This window comes from Pantoea sp. AS142 (assembly GCF_037152305.1).
Classification (GTDB): Bacteria; Pseudomonadota; Gammaproteobacteria; order Enterobacterales; family Enterobacteriaceae; genus Pantoea.
On record NZ_JBBCMO010000010.1, the window covers coordinates 125,830 to 143,238 of the forward strand.

Below are 17,409 nucleotides of genomic sequence, written 5' to 3' on the forward strand. Positions count from 1 at the left end.
TCCCGGTTCAGCCCGAGGCGCGCAGCCACACTCCTCTGCCTTACTCCTTCGCGTATCATCCCCTGTTGCACAGCAGCCCGCCAGGTTGCTCTCTTCTGCGTCCGGCACGCCGTCATAAAATGTCACGTTGCATTCGCCCCGGTCTCGCCAATCCCCCGCTATAGTTATTGCCAGTCACATCAGTCATAAAACCATGGAGATAACATGAGCCAACTTTTTTCCACTGTCTCGCTGGGCGACCTTCCGCTGGATAACCGCATTGTGATTGCACCAATGTGCCAGTACTCCGCTGAAGCGGGCAATGCGACTGCCTGGCACCGGATTCATCTTGGCCAACTGGCCTTTTCCGGGGCAGGCCTGATGATTATTGAAGCCACTGCCGTAGAGGATATTGGCCGTATCTCTCCCGGCGATCTCGGCTTATGGAATGATGACAATGAAGCCGCGTTGAAAACGGTTCTGGAGGATGTGCGTCGCTATTCGTCTATTCCGATTGGTATTCAACTGGGACATGCGGGCCGCAAAGCATCGTGTGCCGTACCCTGGGAAGGCGGTCAGCAGATTGCGTCTGATGCCGGTGGCTGGCAAACCGTGGCCCCGTCGGCGCTAAGCTACACTGCGGATGAAGTTAAACCAGTTGCCATGAGCATTAACGATCTGGCGCGGGTGAAACAGGCCTTTGTGGAGAGCGCCCTGCGTGCGGCGCGACTGGGTATCGCGCTTATTGAAGTGCATGCCGCACACGGCTATCTGCTACATCAGTTCCTTTCACCGCTGTCGAATAAGCGCAATGATGAATATGGCGGTTCGCTGGAAAACCGTATGCGCTTCCCGCTGGACGTTTTTAAAGCCGTCCGCGAAGCCGTGCCCGCTTCGCTGCCGGTGGGTGTGCGCATTTCAGCCACTGACTGGGTCGAAGGCGGTTGGGAAATTAAGCAGTCAATCGCCTTCTCCCGGGAGCTGGAAGCGCTGAACTGCGCTTACATTCATGTCTCAAGTGGCGGCCTGTCGGAAGATCAGAAAATCAGCGTCGGCCCAAATTATCAGGTGCCCTTCGCCCGTGATATTCGTGAGCAGGTGTCAATTCCGGTGATCGCGGTCGGTTTGATCACGGAACCGCAACAGGCAGAAGATTTGCTGCTGCAGGGCGAAGCGGACCTGGTGGCCCTGGCGCGCGGCATTCTTTATGATCCGCGCTGGCCATGGCACGCAGCCGCCGCGCTGGATGGCAAAGTGCAGGTTCCGCCGCAGTATCTGCGCTCTGAACCGCACGACGTTAAAGGCATTCTGACGCAGGATCAGTAAGGCTTAACGGGCAGGCCGCATGCATGGCGGGCTGCCCTGTTAATGATAACGTCATTATAAAATGGTTTTCAGTCGTAGAGGCTGCAGCATCATGATGGTTGTGGCATCCACAATCTCACCCTGGTGAATCGCCTGTCACGCCTGATCAAAATCGATCTCCAGCCCCTCGATATTCTCGCCCTTTTCTGGCTATCCCGTCGGCCGATCATCTGCAGGTGGAGAGGAATGATTGGCGCTGAGCCAGCAGGCTATGACGATCATCTGCAATCGTAGCAGGCTTGCAGCGCAAGATGCGGGCCGGTCAGCGGTCGCTGCGTATCGGGAAATTGCTGTGCTACCGGGGTCATTGAACTTTGTGCCAGTGCCACCGCCACAGCTCCCTGCTGATAAGCCTGCTCAGCCGCCGCCACAATCAGCGCAAAATAGCGCGCCGCGTCACCCGCTTTGAACGCAGCCCATGCCCCTTCCACCAGCTCGACCTCCACCTGACTGCCGGGCTGACAAAAGAGTTCTCGCGTCGCCGCCAGTGTCGATTCTGCCGCACAGAGTGCTATCGCCGGACCCACCTGACGCTGCAGCGCCCTCGCCAGCATGCCGTCGGTACGCATGACCCGATCCTGCACACTGAAATCATCAGCAACCGGTGCCAGCGTCGAACAGGTGATTAATACGGCATCAAACTGTGGCAGTAGCACGCTAATCAATTGTGCGATACGACGGCGTAACTCAGCCGTCATTCCCCCGCTGCATTCCGCTTCAGTCAGCAGCGCAGGCATCACCAGGTGATTCAGTGGCGCATTGTCGCGCGCCAGTGTGGTGGCGGCCTCATCAAATATCGCGATATTACTGGCCGCAGTGTGGAAGCAAAGAATATTCAGGGTGAGCTCCGGTTTATCAAAAAGTATGGTCAGCATGTGGGTTGCCAAACGGCATGATGAATAACAACACGATAACCGTCGGTATCCGTAAATGTCACGCCCCGTTGATCCCCGTAAGGATTAAATGAAGGAACCCGCTGGAATCCTGCGTCATGCATAGAGGCACAACAGGCCTGGTCAGGCTGTTGGGGAATTCAGAGCACCAGCAAATCATCATGTGATGGCAATGGCCTGATGGGATGGATTTGACCGAGCGTGAATTCGAGATGCCAGCCCAGCTCTTCAGCGCCGGGCATCACGCCACTAAACCCCCGATGGTCAGTTAGCTCACCGAGTTTATGCAACCCCAGCCCGTGGCAATAGATCTGACTGCTTTGCGTGAGGTCAGTGACTGGCCGGGCGATACGCAGATGCTGCATATTCAGGGTTCTCTCCTCACAGTTCACTGATATCTATCACCGTTCCCTGTGTTTACCATGACGCTGGATGCGGAACAGATTTTCTGGCCACTTACACCGCCTGCCCGGTTTTTTGCAAGCGGATGTGACTATCAGTCAACCTGAACCCGTGCCGGCAAGCGCACGGCAACCGCTGTGCTACCGCAGTTAGCACGCTGTCCCCTGTTATCCGGGCAAACAGCTTACCGCTCACAGCGCTAAACGTCTTCCCGCCGCTGTCATCTACACTTTCCCGGTATTCATACGGCGATGCCCAGTGCATTGCCCGGCTATAAAAGGAAGACACTATGACTGAACAAGCAACCCAGAACCACGCCTGGTTACTGGCTTCTCGCCCACACGGTGAGCCGACCAAAGAGAATTTTCGCCATGTGGCGCAGCCCGTCCCGGAAATCAAAGAGGGTGAAGTGCTGCTGAAAACCCTCTACCTTTCGCTCGACCCCTACATGCGTGGCCGGATGGATGACGGTAAATCTTACGCCGCACCTGCAGAGCTGGACCAGCCAATGGTGGGCGGCACTGTCTGTCAGGTCGCCGCCTCAAAAAATAGCGATTTTAAGATTGGTGACTGGGTACTGGCGCAGAGCGGCTGGCAGGAATATGCGGTCTCCCAGGGCAAAGAAATTACGAAGCTGGGCAACGATCTGCCGCACCCATCATGGGCGCTGGGCATTCTCGGTATGCCAGGTTTTACCGCCTATATGGGTCTGATGGATATCGGTCAGCCGAAAGCGGGTGAAACCCTGGTGGTCGCCGCAGCAACCGGTCCGGTGGGCGCAACGGTCGGTCAGTTAGGTAAGCAAAAAGGCTGTCGCGTGGTTGCGGTCGCGGGCGGTGAAGAAAAATGCCAGTACGCGGTTGATACACTGGGCTTTGATGCCTGTCTTAATCACCACAGCGCCGATTTTGAAGAGCAGCTGAAAAACGCCTGCCCGGATGGCATCGATATTTATTTCGAGAACGTCGGAGGTAAAGTGTTTGATGCGGTATTCCCGCTGCTTAACACCGCCGCGCGCGTGCCGGTCTGTGGTCTGGTTTCGGCTTACAGCCAGCGTGAGCTGCCCGCTGGCCCGGACAGAACGTCACTGATGATGGCGGGTATTCTCAAACGCCGTATCCGCATGCAAGGCTTTATCATCTTCCAGGATTATGGCGACCGTTACCCTGAGTTCCTGGAGGCGATGCTTCCGCTGGTTGAGAGCAAAAAAATCCACTACCGCGAGCACATGATCGAAGGATTAGAAAATGCGCCCCAGGCGTTTATCGATATGCTGAATGGCAAAAACTTTGGTAAAACCGTGGTGAACGTCGGCGCCTGACGATGTAAGCGTGCCGCGTCGCTGACGTGGCACGCCTCTCATCAGTGCGGCTGCCGGGAGACGTGTTCGGCAGCCGCGCGGTTTGCGGCACTGACCGCCTCTCCCAACGTTGCCCCGATACTCAGGCGCTGACACAATACGCCGACAAAACAATCCCCTGCACCGTGGGTGCTGACCAGAGTCACCTTCTGCGCCGCCAGCGTGTGGGTCACTCCTGCCTCGCTGTAAGCCACACCATGTTCACCGGCGGTAACGACCACTCTGGCAAACCGGCTGGCCAGCGATTCTGCCGCTGCGCGCGCCGACGTCAGATCCTGCACGTTAACCCCGCACATATCGCGCGCTTCTATAGCGTTCACCACCAGCAGATCGATACAGCGTTCAAACACCCCCGATAACGGCCGGGCGGGCGCGGCATTGACGCAGACCACTATCCCTCGCTGCTGCGCCGCCTGAGCCGCACAGAGATTCACCGCTTCCGGGACTTCGTTTTGCAGCACCAGCAGCGACACATCCTGCCAGAAGCACGGCTGTTCAAAGATCTCCAGCGGGATCTGCTGATTGGCATTAGAAACCACCACCGCGCCGTAATCCCCTTCGGCATCGGTAATCGCTACGCTCATCCCGGAAGGAAGCGTACTGATCACGCTGACGGCACTGCATTCGACGCCGGCCTGTTGCAGATGATCCAGCAGAAATTGCCCCTGCTGATCGCGACCTACTGAACCGGCAAAGCGCACCGCTGCGCCGGCGCGGGCCGCAGCGACCGCCTGATTACCGCCCTTGCCACCGAACTTATAGTGACAGGCGCTGCCCATCACCGTTTCGCCTTTTTCTGGACGATGGGGAGCGTCCAGCATAATGTCGTAGTGAAGACTGCCGGTGACTGCAATTTTGCTCATAGCTAGAATTCCCGCAAATCCTGAACCGCATGCTGGGTTTTCATCAGGTTTTTCTCCGCCCGCTTCAGATCTTTCTTGGCGATAGCGACAAACAACGCATCCAGAATATTGAGCTGGGCGATGCGTGACGCGGCGTTTTCACCCAACAGATGCGATCCCTGAGAGGTTGAATTGAGGACCACATGCGCACTCTGCGCGATCGGTGATTCTGCGTAGTTGGTAATGGCGATAACCTTCGCGCCATTCCTTCCCGCCAGTTTCACCGGATCGTTCACGGCACGCGTAGCACCCGAATGGCTGATGACGATAACCACATCGTCATCAGATAACACGGCGGCTGACATCAGCATGATGTGGGCGTCGTCATAGGCGGTCGACTTGATGCCAATCTTCAGCATCTTATGTGACAGGTCCCGCGCCACGGCAGCAGAACCGCCCACGGCGTAGAGATCGATATGACGCGCTTTAAAGATGATGTCCGCCGCACGATTGAATTCAGAGACATCCAGAATCGATAAGGTCTCTTCGATCGCCTGGATAGAAGTTCTGAATACTTTCGCCAGCAACTGCTCCGACGAATCATCCGGCTCAATTTCCGCATGCAGCCCCGCCACTTCAGACTGGTTGTAATAGATCAGACCACTTCTGAAATGCCTGAAGCCGGTGAAGTTAAGTTTTTTGGTAATCTTAACGATCATCGCTTCAGAGACGTTGTTCTCCCGCGCAATCTCCTTTAATGATGACTGCTGGGTCATGTCGGTTCGGGCAATTATCGCCTCAGCCACCCGACGTTCCAACGGCGTCAGCTGGGGCAAACGCATACGAATCTGAGCACCAATGGCTCGTGGATCTTGCTTCATTACTTGCCTCGGGTCGCCCGGTCAATCAACATCGCTATGATAATAATAAGGCCGGTAGCGAGCAATTGGTAAAAGGCCTGAATGTTCAGTAAGGTCAAGCCATTACGTAAGGCCCCGAGAATAACCACGCCAATCAGCGTCCCGAATATGCTGCCCTTACCGCCCATTAACGATGCACCGCCGATGGCCGCTGCCGCGATAGCATCCAGCTCCCACAGGTTGCCGATAGTCGGTTCAGCAGCACCCAGACGACCAATCAGAATCAGCGAGGCCAGGGAGGCCAGTAAGCCTGAAAAGATGTAGACCGTGACTTTGGTGCGCTTCACCGGCACGCCCGCGACCCGCGCCGCCTCTTCGTTGCCGCCAATCGCCAGGATATATTCACCCAGCGGGGTCTTGTTCATCACGGTCCACAGCAGCAGCGCAATCACGGCCACAATCACAATCGGTGTCGGGATACCAAAAAGCGTACTGTTAATCAGGCTGCGAAACGTCAGTGGAATACCGAAGATGGGATTGCCGCCGGTGTAGATCAGCGCGATTGCCCGGAACAGCGACAGGCCGCCCAGCGTGACAATAAACGGCTGCAGTCCGGCATAGGCAATTAGCGTACCGCTGAACAGCCCGCATATCGCGCCGACACCCAGCGTCGCAAGGATCGCCAGCGGCACCGGCACGCCCGACGCCATCAGGGTTGCACCTAATACCGCAGAGAGCGCCGCCGTGGGTCCGACCGAAAGGTCAATCCCGCCGGAAATAATCACCAGCGTCATGCCCAGTGCTATCAGGGCATTAATTGAGGACTGCTGCAGAATATTCAACAGATTAGGCAGGGTGAAAAAAACCGGCGACAGAAACGAAAATGTCACCACGATAATCAGTAAGCCAATCAGGGTACCGGCATCACGCAGATTAAATTTCAGTCGCAGCGCGGGTCGGGTACCCGGCCCGGTGGATGTCTGAGTCGTCATAGTTATAACCTTAAATAGTGTCAGGTAAGCGTTCAGGCGGTCTGGTCGATATCTTTAATGGCATAACGGGCAATGTTCTCTTCGGTGATCGCGCTGCCGGATAACTCTTTGGTTATTCGTCCCTCGCGCATCACCAGCACCCGGTCAGAGATACGCATAATCTCGGTCATCTCTGACGACACCACGACAATGGCTTTACCCGCCTGAGCCAGTTTTTCAATCAGGTGATAGATTTCAGACTTGGCGCCAATGTCGATGCCGCGCGTCGGTTCATCAAACAGAAACACATTGGCATCCGCCGCAACCCAGCGGCCAATAATGACTTTTTGCTGATTGCCGCCGCTCAGCGTACCGATGGTTTTCTCAATGTCGAGTGGGCGCAGTTTCAGGTCGCCCATGACCTTCAGCGCCTCGCGGTCCAGCCGGGCCTGGTTCATCAGCCCCGCCGACGTGAAGCGGTGCATCGACGGCAGCGCCATATTCATCTTCACCGCCCGCTCTTTGATAATGCCCTCTTTTTTGCGGTCTTCCGGCACCAGGCCAATACCCGCTTTGATCGCCGCGCGCACGTTGTGGTTCTTTACCGCTGTGCCGTTGACGCTCACCGTGCCACGGGTGCGCCTGTCGATCCCGGCAATCAGCTTCAGCAGTTCAGTGCGTCCTGCGCCGACCAGCCCGGCAATCCCCAACACCTCGCCAGCCCGTACGCTAAAGCTGGCGGCCACGACCTCATTGCCACGCGTCAAATCATCCACCCGTAGCACTTCGCGATCGCTGACAAACGCCTGGTGGTCAAGCTTGTCGATCTTCCGTCCGACCATTTTGGCGACGATGCTCTCCTCATCCTCATCACAGATGTTGACCACCCCAACCTGCTTTCCGTCACGCATAATGGTGGCGCGGTCACAGACCCGGAAAATCTCGTTCATCTTGTGAGACACGTAGATCAGCGAGACACCCGTCGATTTCAGATCGCTAATCAGCTCTGCCAACCGGTCAAATTCGCGTGGCGTCAGGCTGGAGGTGGGCTCATCCATAGCGATGATTTTGGCGTCGTCCAGCAGCGCCCGGGCAATTTCCACAATCTGCTGCTGCGACACCTTGAGGTTTCTGATCGGTGTGCTGGGATCGATACTGGGATCCAGCGTTTTCAGGATCAGGGTAGCCCGCGCCAGCTGGGCTTTTTTATCCACCCAGTAGCCCCCAGCGCGGGTCATCGGGCGACCCAAAAACATGTTCTGCGCCACGGAAAGCTCAGGAACGTGCTGCAACTCCTGGTGGATCATCGCGATCCCGGCCTGACGAGCGCTGAGCGGACTGCGGATTTGCACCCGACTTCCGTTGACGTTAATCTCCCCGCTGTCAGGACTGCGAACGCCTGAGAGGATATTCAGCAGCGTCGACTTACCCGCACCGTTTTCCCCAATCAACGCGTGGACCTCGCCGGGCCGCACCGAAAAATCGACATCCTGCAGCGCGGCGGCGTTACCGTAACTTTTGCTGATGCCACGCATCATTAAGCGAAACTGTTCCATACCCGCTCCGACTGACTTATTGCTGAGCCAGCAGCTGACGCAACCGGTTGTTGTCTTTGGTTGAGAACGCGTCGACATTCTCTTTGATGATCAGCGCCTGTGGCGTCGAGACAACGCGCGACAGCTTCTGTCCGTTGATCAGACGGATCATGACGTCCATCGCCACTTCTCCGGTCAGTACCGGGAAGCTGTCAACCGTGCCGGTAAGCTCACCGCGCTTAATTGAGGCATAGGCATCAGATATGCCGTCGGTGCCAAAGATTGCCACCTGTGACGCTTTGTTCTGTGCCCGCACCGCTTCTACTACGCCCAGCGCCATGGTGTCGTTGTTGGCGTAAAAGCCGATCAGATCGGGATGCTGCTGCAGAATAGTCGACGCGGCGTTAAAGGCCTGCTCACGACTCCAGTTAGCGGGCACGCTGGCCACGATGGTAAACTTACCGGCGCTGTCCAGCGTCTCTTTAAAGCCACGGGTACGCTGGCCGGCGGCATAAACGCCTGGCTGCCCTTCAATCACCGCCACTTTACCGCCCTGCGGATGGTGCTGAATAAACCACTTAGCCACCCGCACGCCATTATCTTTCTGGACGTTACCGACGTAGTAGCGCGCATTCGGCATTACCGCATCGTTGACGTTCACCACCGGGATATTTTTACTGCTGGCACTCTCCAGCGCAGGCTCCAGGTTGATGTCGGTCTGCGGCGAGACCAGCAGACCGTTAAAGCCCTGCGAGATAAGGGTTTCCGCAATCGACAGCTGACCAAGCTGGTCGTCTTCATTGGCCGCCGCCTGATAAGCGACAGTGAAGCCATATTTTTTCGCCGTGTTCTGGTAGCCCTGGCCGAGTGAGCGCCAGTATTCGTTGGTCAGGGTTTTCGATACCCCGCCAATCTTCAGCGCCTTATCGACTTTTGGCAGTGCGCCATATTTGCTGTCGAGCTGGGTCCAGTCAGTGCGATCTGGTTCAGTGTCTGACTGCAGCGGGGGCAGTTCTGCCGCATAGAGGGTGCTGCAGAGCAGGGAGGAAGCGATAACGGCGAGCAGGTGTTTTTTCATTTTTTATTCTCAGCGTGTTAGGTAGCGTTTTTTTGTTATGTAGGGTGTCGCGGTTATTACGCCAGCATGATGTCATTGATGATCTGCTGGGAGGCAACCGCATCCTGACGCTCGATGGCCGCCAGTAATGCCGCGTTGTCGTGCAACTGCTCGCACAGCTTCAGCAGCCGGGTCACGGTCGCGATATTGCTTTCTGCTTCACGGATCGGGTCAAGACCACTGGCATCCGGGAAGGTATCGAAGTAGTAGGCACCGCTGTAGCCATCACGCTGCATCTGCCAGAGGAACTCCAGCGTGGCGCGCGGGTTAACCGAGCCGACCATCAGGCCGTCATCACGCTTGCCCCAGCCGTCATTCAGGTCCAGCCCCAGCAGCCGTGAGCGACGCGCCACCATTGCGGCGGCATAGGCCGGAATCTCATTGGCAAACAGGACATGAGCAAAATCCAGGGTAATCCCCAGGTTGGCGCAGCCTGCCTCTTCTACGGCCAGCAGACAGGTGGTGGCGTTAGGAAAGATGCTGTAGGCGCGTGGCTCATTGGGTTTATATTCGATGCTGACATCGACATCCGGGGCATACTCCGCCACTTCACGCACGGCGCTGACCGCATCCTCCCAGATCTTCTTATAGTCCGCCTGGAAGCAGTAATCGAAACCGTCCTGCCCCATCCACAGCGTCATCAGCCGCGAACCAAATTCCCGACCCGCGTCGATACCCCGTTTGGTCAGATCAATCGCTTCGCGACGCACTTTCGCGTCGGGATGGGTGAACGCGCCGATTTTGAATTGCGGTGCGTCCCAGCGCATCTGCATGCCGTTGACGGCCAGACCCGCATCGTTGATCGCCTGGCGCAGTGTGGGGATATCGCTGGTGAGATGCTGCGGAAAGTTGAGATCGAGATGCGTTAAGCCTTTTACCTTGCCTGCACGGGCAATCATCTGTAGCACAGAGGGCTTGCCCTGCTGATCGGGCCAGTAGAGGTGCGCCCCCGAGGCGAAAGAGTTAAGACGGGTAGCAAATTTCAGTTCCGACATGTGCATCATTCCTTCAGAGTGCGTGTTGTGAAGTACTTTTCATATTCACAGTTAATTGTGAAGTTATATATTAATCTACGCCTCGCGGCTTAATGCGCAAGTCAGTCAGGCAGGTAAATGATTAAACTGGGAGAGCTGTCACGAAATAGTTTCAGGGGGATATCAGAAGGCATGCGAGTAAAGACGGAAAAATTGATAATAAAAACAAAAGGCTGCATCACAAAATCGGGAGTGAAGTCTGGCAGGCTAAAAGGTGAAAAAAGCTGAGCACCGGGGAGACGCTCAGCGGGTCAGGATAACGTCAGACGGAAAGCAACCACGCTGTCACCCGCCGTGGTGCCGAGCAAGCCGTGACTACCCGCCGCAATCACGACGTATTGCTTACCCTCTTTACCCAGAAACGTGGAGGGCGGGGCCTGCCCGCGCTCAGTTCAGTCTGCCACACTCGGTTCCTTTTCCCGTTTACGTTTATCAATGCATACTGCTGAGTGAACAAACCCCGTAGGCAGATGCGACGTATCATCAGCAAAGTTTGCAATGCGCTGGCGCAATGCCACAGATTGAGATGGCTAAGGTGGAAGCGGTAACGGAATCCGTGGTCATCCCGCTGCCCTACATCAGTACGCCCCATCATAATGCCGCCTGAGACTCACCTTCGGCAGGCAGCAACTGCACTGTATTGATGCGCAGGCGAATAATTAGCGGGTTAATTTAACCCGGCTTCGGTGGCTCAGCGGCCCGCACTCTTTTCCGGCCCACGGTTTGCCGGAAGAACGCCCTTTCCGGCATCAATTTTGCTTCTGCTCTCCTGAGACACTTAATCAGGAGACGTGAGATGACACCCAGCCGTTACCGTTACACTATTTTTTCACTGCTGTTCCTGACAGCCCTGATCAACTACATCGATCGCGGCGCCCTGTCGTTTGCGGCCAACGCCATTGCGACGGAGTACCACTTCAGCAACGTCCAGCTCGGTGCAGTACTGGGTTACTTTGGCTTTGGCTATCTGTTTGGTTCGCTGTGTGGCGGCTTTCTAGCCGATCGTATCGGCACGAAAAAAGTCTGGCTACTGGCAGGTGTGCTCTGGTCGCTGCTGGAGATCGCCACCGCCTGGGCGGGAGAGTTAGGCATGGCGCTGTTTGGCGGCTCCGCCATTATGGGCTTTGCGGCACTGCGAATACTGTTTGGCTTTTCTGAAGGCCCGGCCTATGCGCTGATGAATAAAGCGATTGCGCACTGGGCACCCGACAACGAGCGTGGCTTTGCGCTGGGTATCGGCCTGCTGTCTACTCAGGTTGGTGCGCTGCTGACCGCCCCGATTGCGGTTGGCCTGCTGCTGCTGACGAATGACTGGCGCATGATGTTTATCCTGCTCGGTGTGTTCTCCCTGCTGGCGATGGCACTGTTTGCCCGCACCTTCAGCGACAGCCCTGAAAAGAGTCCCCACACCAGCGCGGCTGAAAGCGCACTGATCCAGAGCGGTCAGCGCCGCAGCGCAGGCGACAGCCTCCCCCTGCCCTGGTGGCGCTTCTTTACCAGCCGCACGCTGGTCTGCAACGCGCTGGGCTACTTCTCCTTTCTCTACATCACCTTTACTCTGGTCACCTGGATGCCGAAATATCTGCAGGATAATTTCCATTACGACCTGCATTCGCTATGGTATGTCGCGATGATCCCCTGGAGCGGTGCCTGTATCACGGTGCTGCTCGGCGGCCGTATTGCCGATGCCCTGCTGGCCCGCTTTGGCAACCTGCGGCTGGGGCGCAATCTGTTTGCGGCGGTCACGCTGTGCGGCACCGCCTGCTGCTTTATGGCGATCCCCTGCGTGCAGTCGGCCGCCGGGATTATTGCGCTGATGACCCTGGGCAATGCGCTGAATGCGCTGGTGAATAATGTTTACTGGTCGGTAGTGATTGATGTCACCCCCAAAGCGTCAGTCGGCACCTACAGCGGCATGACGCTGGCGATTGCGAATCTGGCGGCGATTATCTCGCCAATGCTCTGCGGCTGGCTGGCGGAATATTACGGTTATAATGCGATGTTTACCGTCACCGCACTGATCGCCTTCGGCAGTATGCTGGCGATGACGCTGCTGCAGCCGGAGAAGCCGCTGGTGGCAGAGAGGCAGTCCGGCGCAGCGGACGTTTCTGCTGCCTGATAAGGGTCAGCCGCCTCTGCATGTCACAACCTATGCTGCGATCGGGTGGGTCCGCAGATCGGGTGGGTCCGCAGATAGTCAGGCTCCGGTTCACCCTGCCCGCGCATAAACGCCGCCCTTAAGGCGGCTTTATCTGTCATTCAGACGGGCAAATTATCTGTTCAGGTTTGCCACGGCGGTCCCACCGGCTGGCGACAAGCCATAACATTGCCGTCACAACCCAGCCAATGACCCATGAGACATCATTACCGGCAAAAATCCAGGTCAGCGAGCCATGGTGCAACGGGTTGTCGATAAAAGGCAGTTGCACCATTATCCCCAGAAAATAGACCGCCATTCCTGCAAGGTTCCAGCGGCCATAGCGTCCGTCTGGCTGCGAAAGTGCGGGGATATCAACTCTGCCTTTCGTGATCAGATAGAAATCGGTAAGGCTAATGGCGCTCCAGGGCACAAAGAACGCCAGCAGAAACAGCAGGAAGTGGGTAAAGGATTTCAGAAAGGCTGGTTCACTGAGCAGAGCAATGACGCAGGACAGCGTCACCATCAGTACGACAAACAAAATTCGCCCGCGCCGACTCAGCGCGGTTTGCTGACGGAAGCCAGAAACGAGGATTGTCAGTGACATAAAACTGCCGTAAGCATTCAGCGTGGTAAACGTAATTTTCCCAAAGCAGATAGCAAAATAAATCACCATAGCCATGGTCGTCGTGCTGCCGAGACCGACAATGTAACCGACCTCATTGCCTGCAAACGCCTTTCCGGCAATGGCAGCGACAATCACCCCCAGCGTCATGGACGCCTGCGTGCCAAGCACGGTGCCGAAAAAGACCGAACTGAACAGTTTCTTCGCAGAGACATCTGCCGGCAGATAGCGCGAATAGTCCGAGACATACGGACAGAAGGCAATTTGCCATGACGAAGAAAGCGAGACAGCCAACAGAAAATTTGCGGGTGTAAAATGCTGATTCTGCCATACCGCAGATAAATCCTGCGTGGAGAACAGCGTAATGAACAGATAGGCAAAGGCTAAAATACCTATAACGCTCGCCAGCTTCCCCAACTGATGGATCACGCGATAGCCCAGCACTGCAATAACCACAATGAGGGCGCTGAACATAATCATCCCGGCGGCAGTGCTGACAGGGATAAGTTTAGCCAGCGCTTGCCCCGCTAATACCGTACCGCTGGCTGAAAATCCCACATACATCATGCACACCAGCACCAGCGGAATGACGGCACCAAACACGCCAAACTGCATACGACTGGTGATCATTTGCGGTAATCCGAGTCGCGGGCCCTGGATAGCATGCAGAGACATGATCCCTGCTCCTGATATCTGCCCCACCAGTAAACCGATAAGCGACCACACCACATCGCCACCCAGTACCACGGCCAGTGCACCCGTGACAATCGCCGTAATTTGCAGATTGCCCCCAAACCAGAGCGTAAACTGACTAAAGGGATGACCATGACGTTCGCGCAATGGGATGTAATCAATAGAACGGGTTTCTACCAGGCGCTGTTTCTCTGCGCCTGGATACGCTGGAACGGATGACTTAACCGACATAGAGTCCTCGCTGAAACAGTGAGAGAGGCATTAAACAAAAATAGGGTTTGTCAATGCCACGGTTGAGAGTACATGTCTATACATTTAGTCATGGTGTCACGCACCTCAGGAAGTTACAAGACAACCTGTCATTGGAAAATGTGATGACATGGACAGGCCTGTAATGACAAGTGACAACACATGATCGGGCTGTATGAAAGCCTGTTTTCAGGGAATGATGGCGGACTGTTTGACGGGTTGCGTTGTAAAAGGCATTTATTTTGTACAATCGTCGCCAAATCTGACAACAGCGATGACCGGGGATGACGGATGGATTGTTCGATGTCGCCATGCTGAAAATTGGGCAGATTTGCCAGCAGTTTCTCCCGCGCCAGCTCCACCAGGCAATGCGCTGCAGGCGGGCGGCGATAGCGGGCGTAAACCGCACCCGCAGTGGCCGGGCCGGGACACCGTACATCACGCTGTAGGGCGCGACGTTTTTCGTCACCACCGCGCCCGCTGCCAGCACCGCACCATCACCATCACCATCACCAAGGGTGACGGAGGGCAGCACAATCACGCCGTGACCGATCCAGACATCATTTCCTCTCACCACCCGATCGGCGCGGCGGGCAGCCAGGAAGTCCTGTTCGCGCCGCGCCTTGCGATGGTATTACTCCGGGCAGGCGGTAAAGCGATGCTGTGAAGCGCGGTCTATAGGATGATGAGGCGCACCGATACGCACCGGATTGGCGATGGCGCAGAAACGCCCTATCCGGGTGTCGGCCAGGCAGCAGTGCTCGCCGACACAGGAGAAGTCACCCAACTCGCTGTATTCCAGCGTGCTGTGCGCCAGAATCTCACACTGCTGACCCACGATGGTCTCCCGCACCTTCACACTCTCATCAATCCAGGTGTGCGCTAAACGGGCGGGCATAACGGCGGCAATGAACATAAAACACCCGGTCCGGATAAGCAATGCCCCGGCGGCGTGCTTTGGCCGCCCCATCTTACCCGCCTTTAATGACAGAGAATTGACACAGAAAAAAGGCGGAGTGGTTAGCTCCGCCTTGTTTCAAGTTCCGGTTAACCTGCGTGACCGGTCAGTTGCATAAGGGCAACGATGATCTGCAAGATGACCCGGATAAGATCCAGAATCAGCTTAGTCAGTTCCATCACTTTCCTTCTCCTTTTACAGGAGCGCGCTGTTCGGCAACCAGGGCTTTGACTCTACCCGCCGGGCGCCTAAGCACATCTTTGTGGAGAGGGCTGAGCGGCACTCACGGTTAAAGCCACAGGCCAGCACCACCTGATACCTGCCGGGATTTTAAAACCGTGCCCCTGGGAGCGGCCAGTCGACCATGAGGCGATACCCAACACTCAACACCTGTATAAACATACAGCATTTTGCCGAAACTTGAAATCCTTAGCCGCACATTTTACAATCCCGTTTGTGGAGAGTGCTGAGCACCTCGTTCGCAGTGCGGTTACCAGCCGGGCGACGAACAAAAAATAAAGGATTTGGCGAGATGCCAAATCCTTTTTTTATGCCTGCTTTTCTGCTGTACGTTTTCCTGCATTAATCCGCGCAGAACTTATCGGGCCGTACTAATACGCCAGATGGTATTGCCCGCATCGTCAGCAATCAGCACGCCGCCCTGCTTGTCGCTGGCCAGACCCACCGGCAAACCACGCACCTGCTTTTCGTCGTTCGTCAGGAAGCCCGAAACCACCGTCTGCGGCTGACCCACCGGCTTGCCGTTTTCGAATTTCACCCACACAACTTTATAGCCATTCAGCGGCGTACGGTTCCAGCTGCCATGTTCGCTGATAAACGCACCGCCGCGGTATTGCGGCATGTTGTCGGCACCGTAAAACAGCAGGCCCAGCGGGGCGACATGCGAACTCAGGGCATAATCAGGTTTGATCGCCTTCTCCACCAGGTCGGGACGCTGCGGTTCGGCGCGGGTATCAACATGCTGACCAAAGTAGCTGTAGGGCCAGCCATAGAAGCCTTTGTCCTGCACCGAGGTCATGTAGTCAGGCACCAGATCGGAGCCGATTTCATCACGCTCATTGACGACGGCCCACAGCTTGCCGCTCTGCGGTTCCCACTGTAAGCCAGTCGGATTGCGCAGTCCGCTGGCGTAGATACGGCTGGCACCACTGGCCGCGTCCACTTCCAGCACCGCGGCACGGCGATACTCTGCGCCAATGCCGTTCTCGGTGACGTTACTGTTTGAGCCAACACCCACATAGAGCTTACTGCCATCGGGGCTGGCTAGCAGCGATTTGGTCCAGTGGTGGTTAATCGGCCCGCCCGGCAGTTCCGTCACCTCCTCAGGCGCGGTGCGAATCTCCGTCTCCCCTTCGCGGTACGGGAATTTTACCAGGCTGTCAGCATTCGCCACGTAGAGCGTGTTTCCGATCAGCTGCATGCCAAACGGCGAATGCAGATTCTCAATAAAGCGGTGCTGCTCCCATTTGCCATTGACGTTGCGCAGCAGCGTTATCCGGTTGCCACCTGCGCCGCCCTTGCCTGAGGCTTTCTGCACAATGCCCATAATCAGCTGTTTTGGCCGGGTGGTGGGTTTAGGAGGGCCGTTGGATTCAGCCACCAGCACATCGTTATTCGGCAGCACGTAAACCTGGCGTGGATGCTGAAGATTGTCGGCGATCTTTTCAATCTTCAGCCCGTCAGCCACTTTTGGCATTTCGCCCGCTTTCCAGGGCGTACCTTCCGGCACCTGCATCGGCGGCATAAAGAAGTTCTTCGCCTGTGGCAGTTCGGGATTGGGCCCAATCTGCTTTTGCGGGTCAACCAGCGCGCCATCATCACAGCCTGCCAGCAGAGCTGTCAGGGTAAGCGCGATCAGCGTTTTATGCAGTATCTTCATGGTGGCTCCTCCTTAAGCGCTACGCTGACGTAACGCAAGTTGCACATTCGCCAGCAGCAGCAGCGCTACGACCAGCGTCGAAAGCGTCACGCCCAGCGGGATCACTGCGGCGGCATCACGACTGTGAATAAACGCATTGACGATAGCGATCACAATAGCCACCAGCCAGAGCCAGAAATGGCCCTTTTCCGCGCTGTCACTGCCGCGAAACAGATAAACCAGCGCGATGAGTCGCGGCACAATGGCCAGGATCAGTCCCAGGGCAATCAGCCAGCCTGCGGCATCAGTCCAGAACAGCACAAAGGTCTGGCTATAGAGAATATCGAACAGCCAGGCCGCGACAAAAAAGCCCAGCGGCACCGGCTCCAGCAGAGCGTACAGCGTCACGGCAAACGCCGATCTTCCCAGAGTATTGCGCATGTTTCTCTCCATTTTTAATGTGAATGCGGAACCGGTCAGACGTCGAGTTGCTAAGTGCAACCGACCCCG

The 17,409-nt window shown here is 56.4% G+C and carries 13 protein-coding genes and 2 pseudogenes; 3 read left to right on the forward strand and 12 right to left on the reverse strand.

Features of this window, described 5'->3' with window-relative positions; all coding sequences use genetic code 11:
* Window positions 1–204 precede the first annotated feature (204 nt).
* Window positions 205–1,305: an NADH:flavin oxidoreductase/NADH oxidase gene (locus tag WFO64_RS17600; protein ID WP_337013349.1), complete on the forward strand. Its 1,101-nt coding sequence runs from the start codon at window positions 205–207 to the stop codon at window positions 1,303–1,305.
* Window positions 1,306–1,562: 257 nt separating this feature from the next.
* On the opposite strand, the gene WFO64_RS17605 is transcribed toward WFO64_RS17600, so the two are convergent.
* Both WFO64_RS17605 and WFO64_RS17610 read right to left on the reverse strand, forming a co-directional pair.
* A complete protein-coding gene (locus WFO64_RS17605; RefSeq protein ID WP_337013350.1) occupies window positions 1,563–2,219 on the reverse strand; it encodes a glutamate racemase in 657 nt (218 codons plus the stop codon).
* A pseudogene (locus WFO64_RS17610) lies at window positions 2,213–2,602 on the reverse strand (VOC family protein). Before WFO64_RS17610 ends, WFO64_RS17605 begins: the two are co-directional and overlap by 7 nt.
* A 326-nt stretch (window positions 2,603–2,928) precedes the next feature.
* Between WFO64_RS17610 and WFO64_RS17615 the strand changes: the two are divergent.
* On the forward strand, window positions 2,929–3,960 hold the full coding sequence (locus WFO64_RS17615; protein WP_337013351.1) for an NADP-dependent oxidoreductase: 1,032 nt from the start codon (window positions 2,929–2,931) through the stop codon (window positions 3,958–3,960).
* Window positions 3,961–4,001: 41 nt separating this feature from the next.
* On the opposite strand, the gene WFO64_RS17620 is transcribed toward WFO64_RS17615, so the two are convergent.
* From WFO64_RS17620 to WFO64_RS17645, 6 genes are read right to left on the reverse strand one after another with little or no spacing between them, the layout of a single operon-like run.
* On the reverse strand, window positions 4,002–4,862 hold the full coding sequence (locus tag WFO64_RS17620) for a PfkB family carbohydrate kinase (protein ID WP_337013352.1): 861 nt from the start codon (window positions 4,860–4,862) through the stop codon (window positions 4,002–4,004).
* A 2-nt stretch (window positions 4,863–4,864) separates the two neighbouring features.
* A complete protein-coding gene (locus tag WFO64_RS17625; RefSeq protein ID WP_337013353.1) occupies window positions 4,865–5,722 on the reverse strand; it encodes a MurR/RpiR family transcriptional regulator in 858 nt (285 codons plus the stop codon).
* A complete protein-coding gene (locus tag WFO64_RS17630; protein WP_337013354.1) occupies window positions 5,722–6,693 on the reverse strand; it encodes an ABC transporter permease in 972 nt (323 codons plus the stop codon). The genes WFO64_RS17625 and WFO64_RS17630 overlap by 1 nt, the downstream gene beginning before the upstream one ends.
* A gap of 32 nt (window positions 6,694–6,725) precedes the next feature.
* Complete coding sequence (locus WFO64_RS17635; RefSeq protein WP_337013355.1) at window positions 6,726–8,228, reverse strand: sugar ABC transporter ATP-binding protein; 1,503 nt, start codon at window positions 8,226–8,228, stop codon at window positions 6,726–6,728.
* 16 nt (window positions 8,229–8,244) lie between these two features.
* Window positions 8,245–9,285, reverse strand: coding sequence for a sugar ABC transporter substrate-binding protein (locus WFO64_RS17640; RefSeq protein ID WP_337013356.1), 1,041 nt, complete (start codon window positions 9,283–9,285; stop codon window positions 8,245–8,247).
* 56 nt (window positions 9,286–9,341) lie between these two features.
* On the reverse strand, window positions 9,342–10,319 hold the full coding sequence (locus WFO64_RS17645) for a TIM barrel protein (protein WP_337013357.1): 978 nt from the start codon (window positions 10,317–10,319) through the stop codon (window positions 9,342–9,344).
* An 835-nt stretch (window positions 10,320–11,154) separates the two neighbouring features.
* On the opposite strand from WFO64_RS17645, the gene WFO64_RS17650 reads away from it, so the two are divergent.
* On the forward strand, window positions 11,155–12,477 hold the full coding sequence (locus WFO64_RS17650) for an MFS transporter (protein ID WP_337013358.1): 1,323 nt from the start codon (window positions 11,155–11,157) through the stop codon (window positions 12,475–12,477).
* 136 nt (window positions 12,478–12,613) lie between these two features.
* Here WFO64_RS17650 and WFO64_RS17655 read toward each other — a convergent pair whose 3' ends face one another.
* From WFO64_RS17655 to WFO64_RS17670, 4 genes and pseudogenes are all read right to left on the reverse strand, one after another.
* Window positions 12,614–14,044 (reverse strand): purine-cytosine permease family protein, encoded by a 1,431-nt coding sequence (locus WFO64_RS17655; RefSeq protein ID WP_337013359.1) that lies wholly within the window; start codon window positions 14,042–14,044, stop codon window positions 12,614–12,616.
* 317 nt (window positions 14,045–14,361) lie between these two features.
* A pseudogene (locus WFO64_RS17660) lies at window positions 14,362–14,978 on the reverse strand (acetyltransferase); the annotation flags it as partial.
* Between the two features lie 640 nt (window positions 14,979–15,618).
* Complete coding sequence (locus WFO64_RS17665) at window positions 15,619–16,920, reverse strand: PQQ-dependent sugar dehydrogenase (RefSeq protein ID WP_337013360.1); 1,302 nt, start codon at window positions 16,918–16,920, stop codon at window positions 15,619–15,621.
* 12 nt (window positions 16,921–16,932) lie between these two features.
* Window positions 16,933–17,340, reverse strand: coding sequence for a hypothetical protein (locus WFO64_RS17670; protein WP_337013361.1), 408 nt, complete (start codon window positions 17,338–17,340; stop codon window positions 16,933–16,935).
* Between the last annotated feature and the right edge of the window lie 69 nt (window positions 17,341–17,409).

Bases quoted from the DNA above. Each gene is read 5' to 3' on its own strand.
- WFO64_RS17670 (WP_337013361.1), bottom strand. From the start codon at position 17,340: ATGCGCAATACTCTGGGAAGATCGGCGTTTGCCGTGACGCTGTACGCT.
- WFO64_RS17600 (WP_337013349.1), top strand. From the start codon at position 205: ATGAGCCAACTTTTTTCCACTGTCTCGCTGGGCGACCTTCCGCTGGAT.
- WFO64_RS17625 (WP_337013353.1), bottom strand. From the start codon at position 5,722: ATGAAGCAAGATCCACGAGCCATTGGTGCTCAGATTCGTATGCGTTTG.
- WFO64_RS17645 (WP_337013357.1), bottom strand. From the start codon at position 10,319: ATGTCGGAACTGAAATTTGCTACCCGTCTTAACTCTTTCGCCTCGGGG.
- WFO64_RS17650 (WP_337013358.1), top strand. From the start codon at position 11,155: ATGACACCCAGCCGTTACCGTTACACTATTTTTTCACTGCTGTTCCTG.
- WFO64_RS17665 (WP_337013360.1), bottom strand. From the start codon at position 16,920: ATGAAGATACTGCATAAAACGCTGATCGCGCTTACCCTGACAGCTCTG.
- WFO64_RS17640 (WP_337013356.1), bottom strand. From the start codon at position 9,285: ATGAAAAAACACCTGCTCGCCGTTATCGCTTCCTCCCTGCTCTGCAGC.
- WFO64_RS17630 (WP_337013354.1), bottom strand. From the start codon at position 6,693: ATGACGACTCAGACATCCACCGGGCCGGGTACCCGACCCGCGCTGCGA.
- WFO64_RS17635 (WP_337013355.1), bottom strand. From the start codon at position 8,228: ATGGAACAGTTTCGCTTAATGATGCGTGGCATCAGCAAAAGTTACGGT.
- WFO64_RS17655 (WP_337013359.1), bottom strand. From the start codon at position 14,044: ATGTCGGTTAAGTCATCCGTTCCAGCGTATCCAGGCGCAGAGAAACAG.
- WFO64_RS17615 (WP_337013351.1), top strand. From the start codon at position 2,929: ATGACTGAACAAGCAACCCAGAACCACGCCTGGTTACTGGCTTCTCGC.
- WFO64_RS17605 (WP_337013350.1), bottom strand. From the start codon at position 2,219: ATGCTGACCATACTTTTTGATAAACCGGAGCTCACCCTGAATATTCTT.
- WFO64_RS17620 (WP_337013352.1), bottom strand. From the start codon at position 4,862: ATGAGCAAAATTGCAGTCACCGGCAGTCTTCACTACGACATTATGCTG.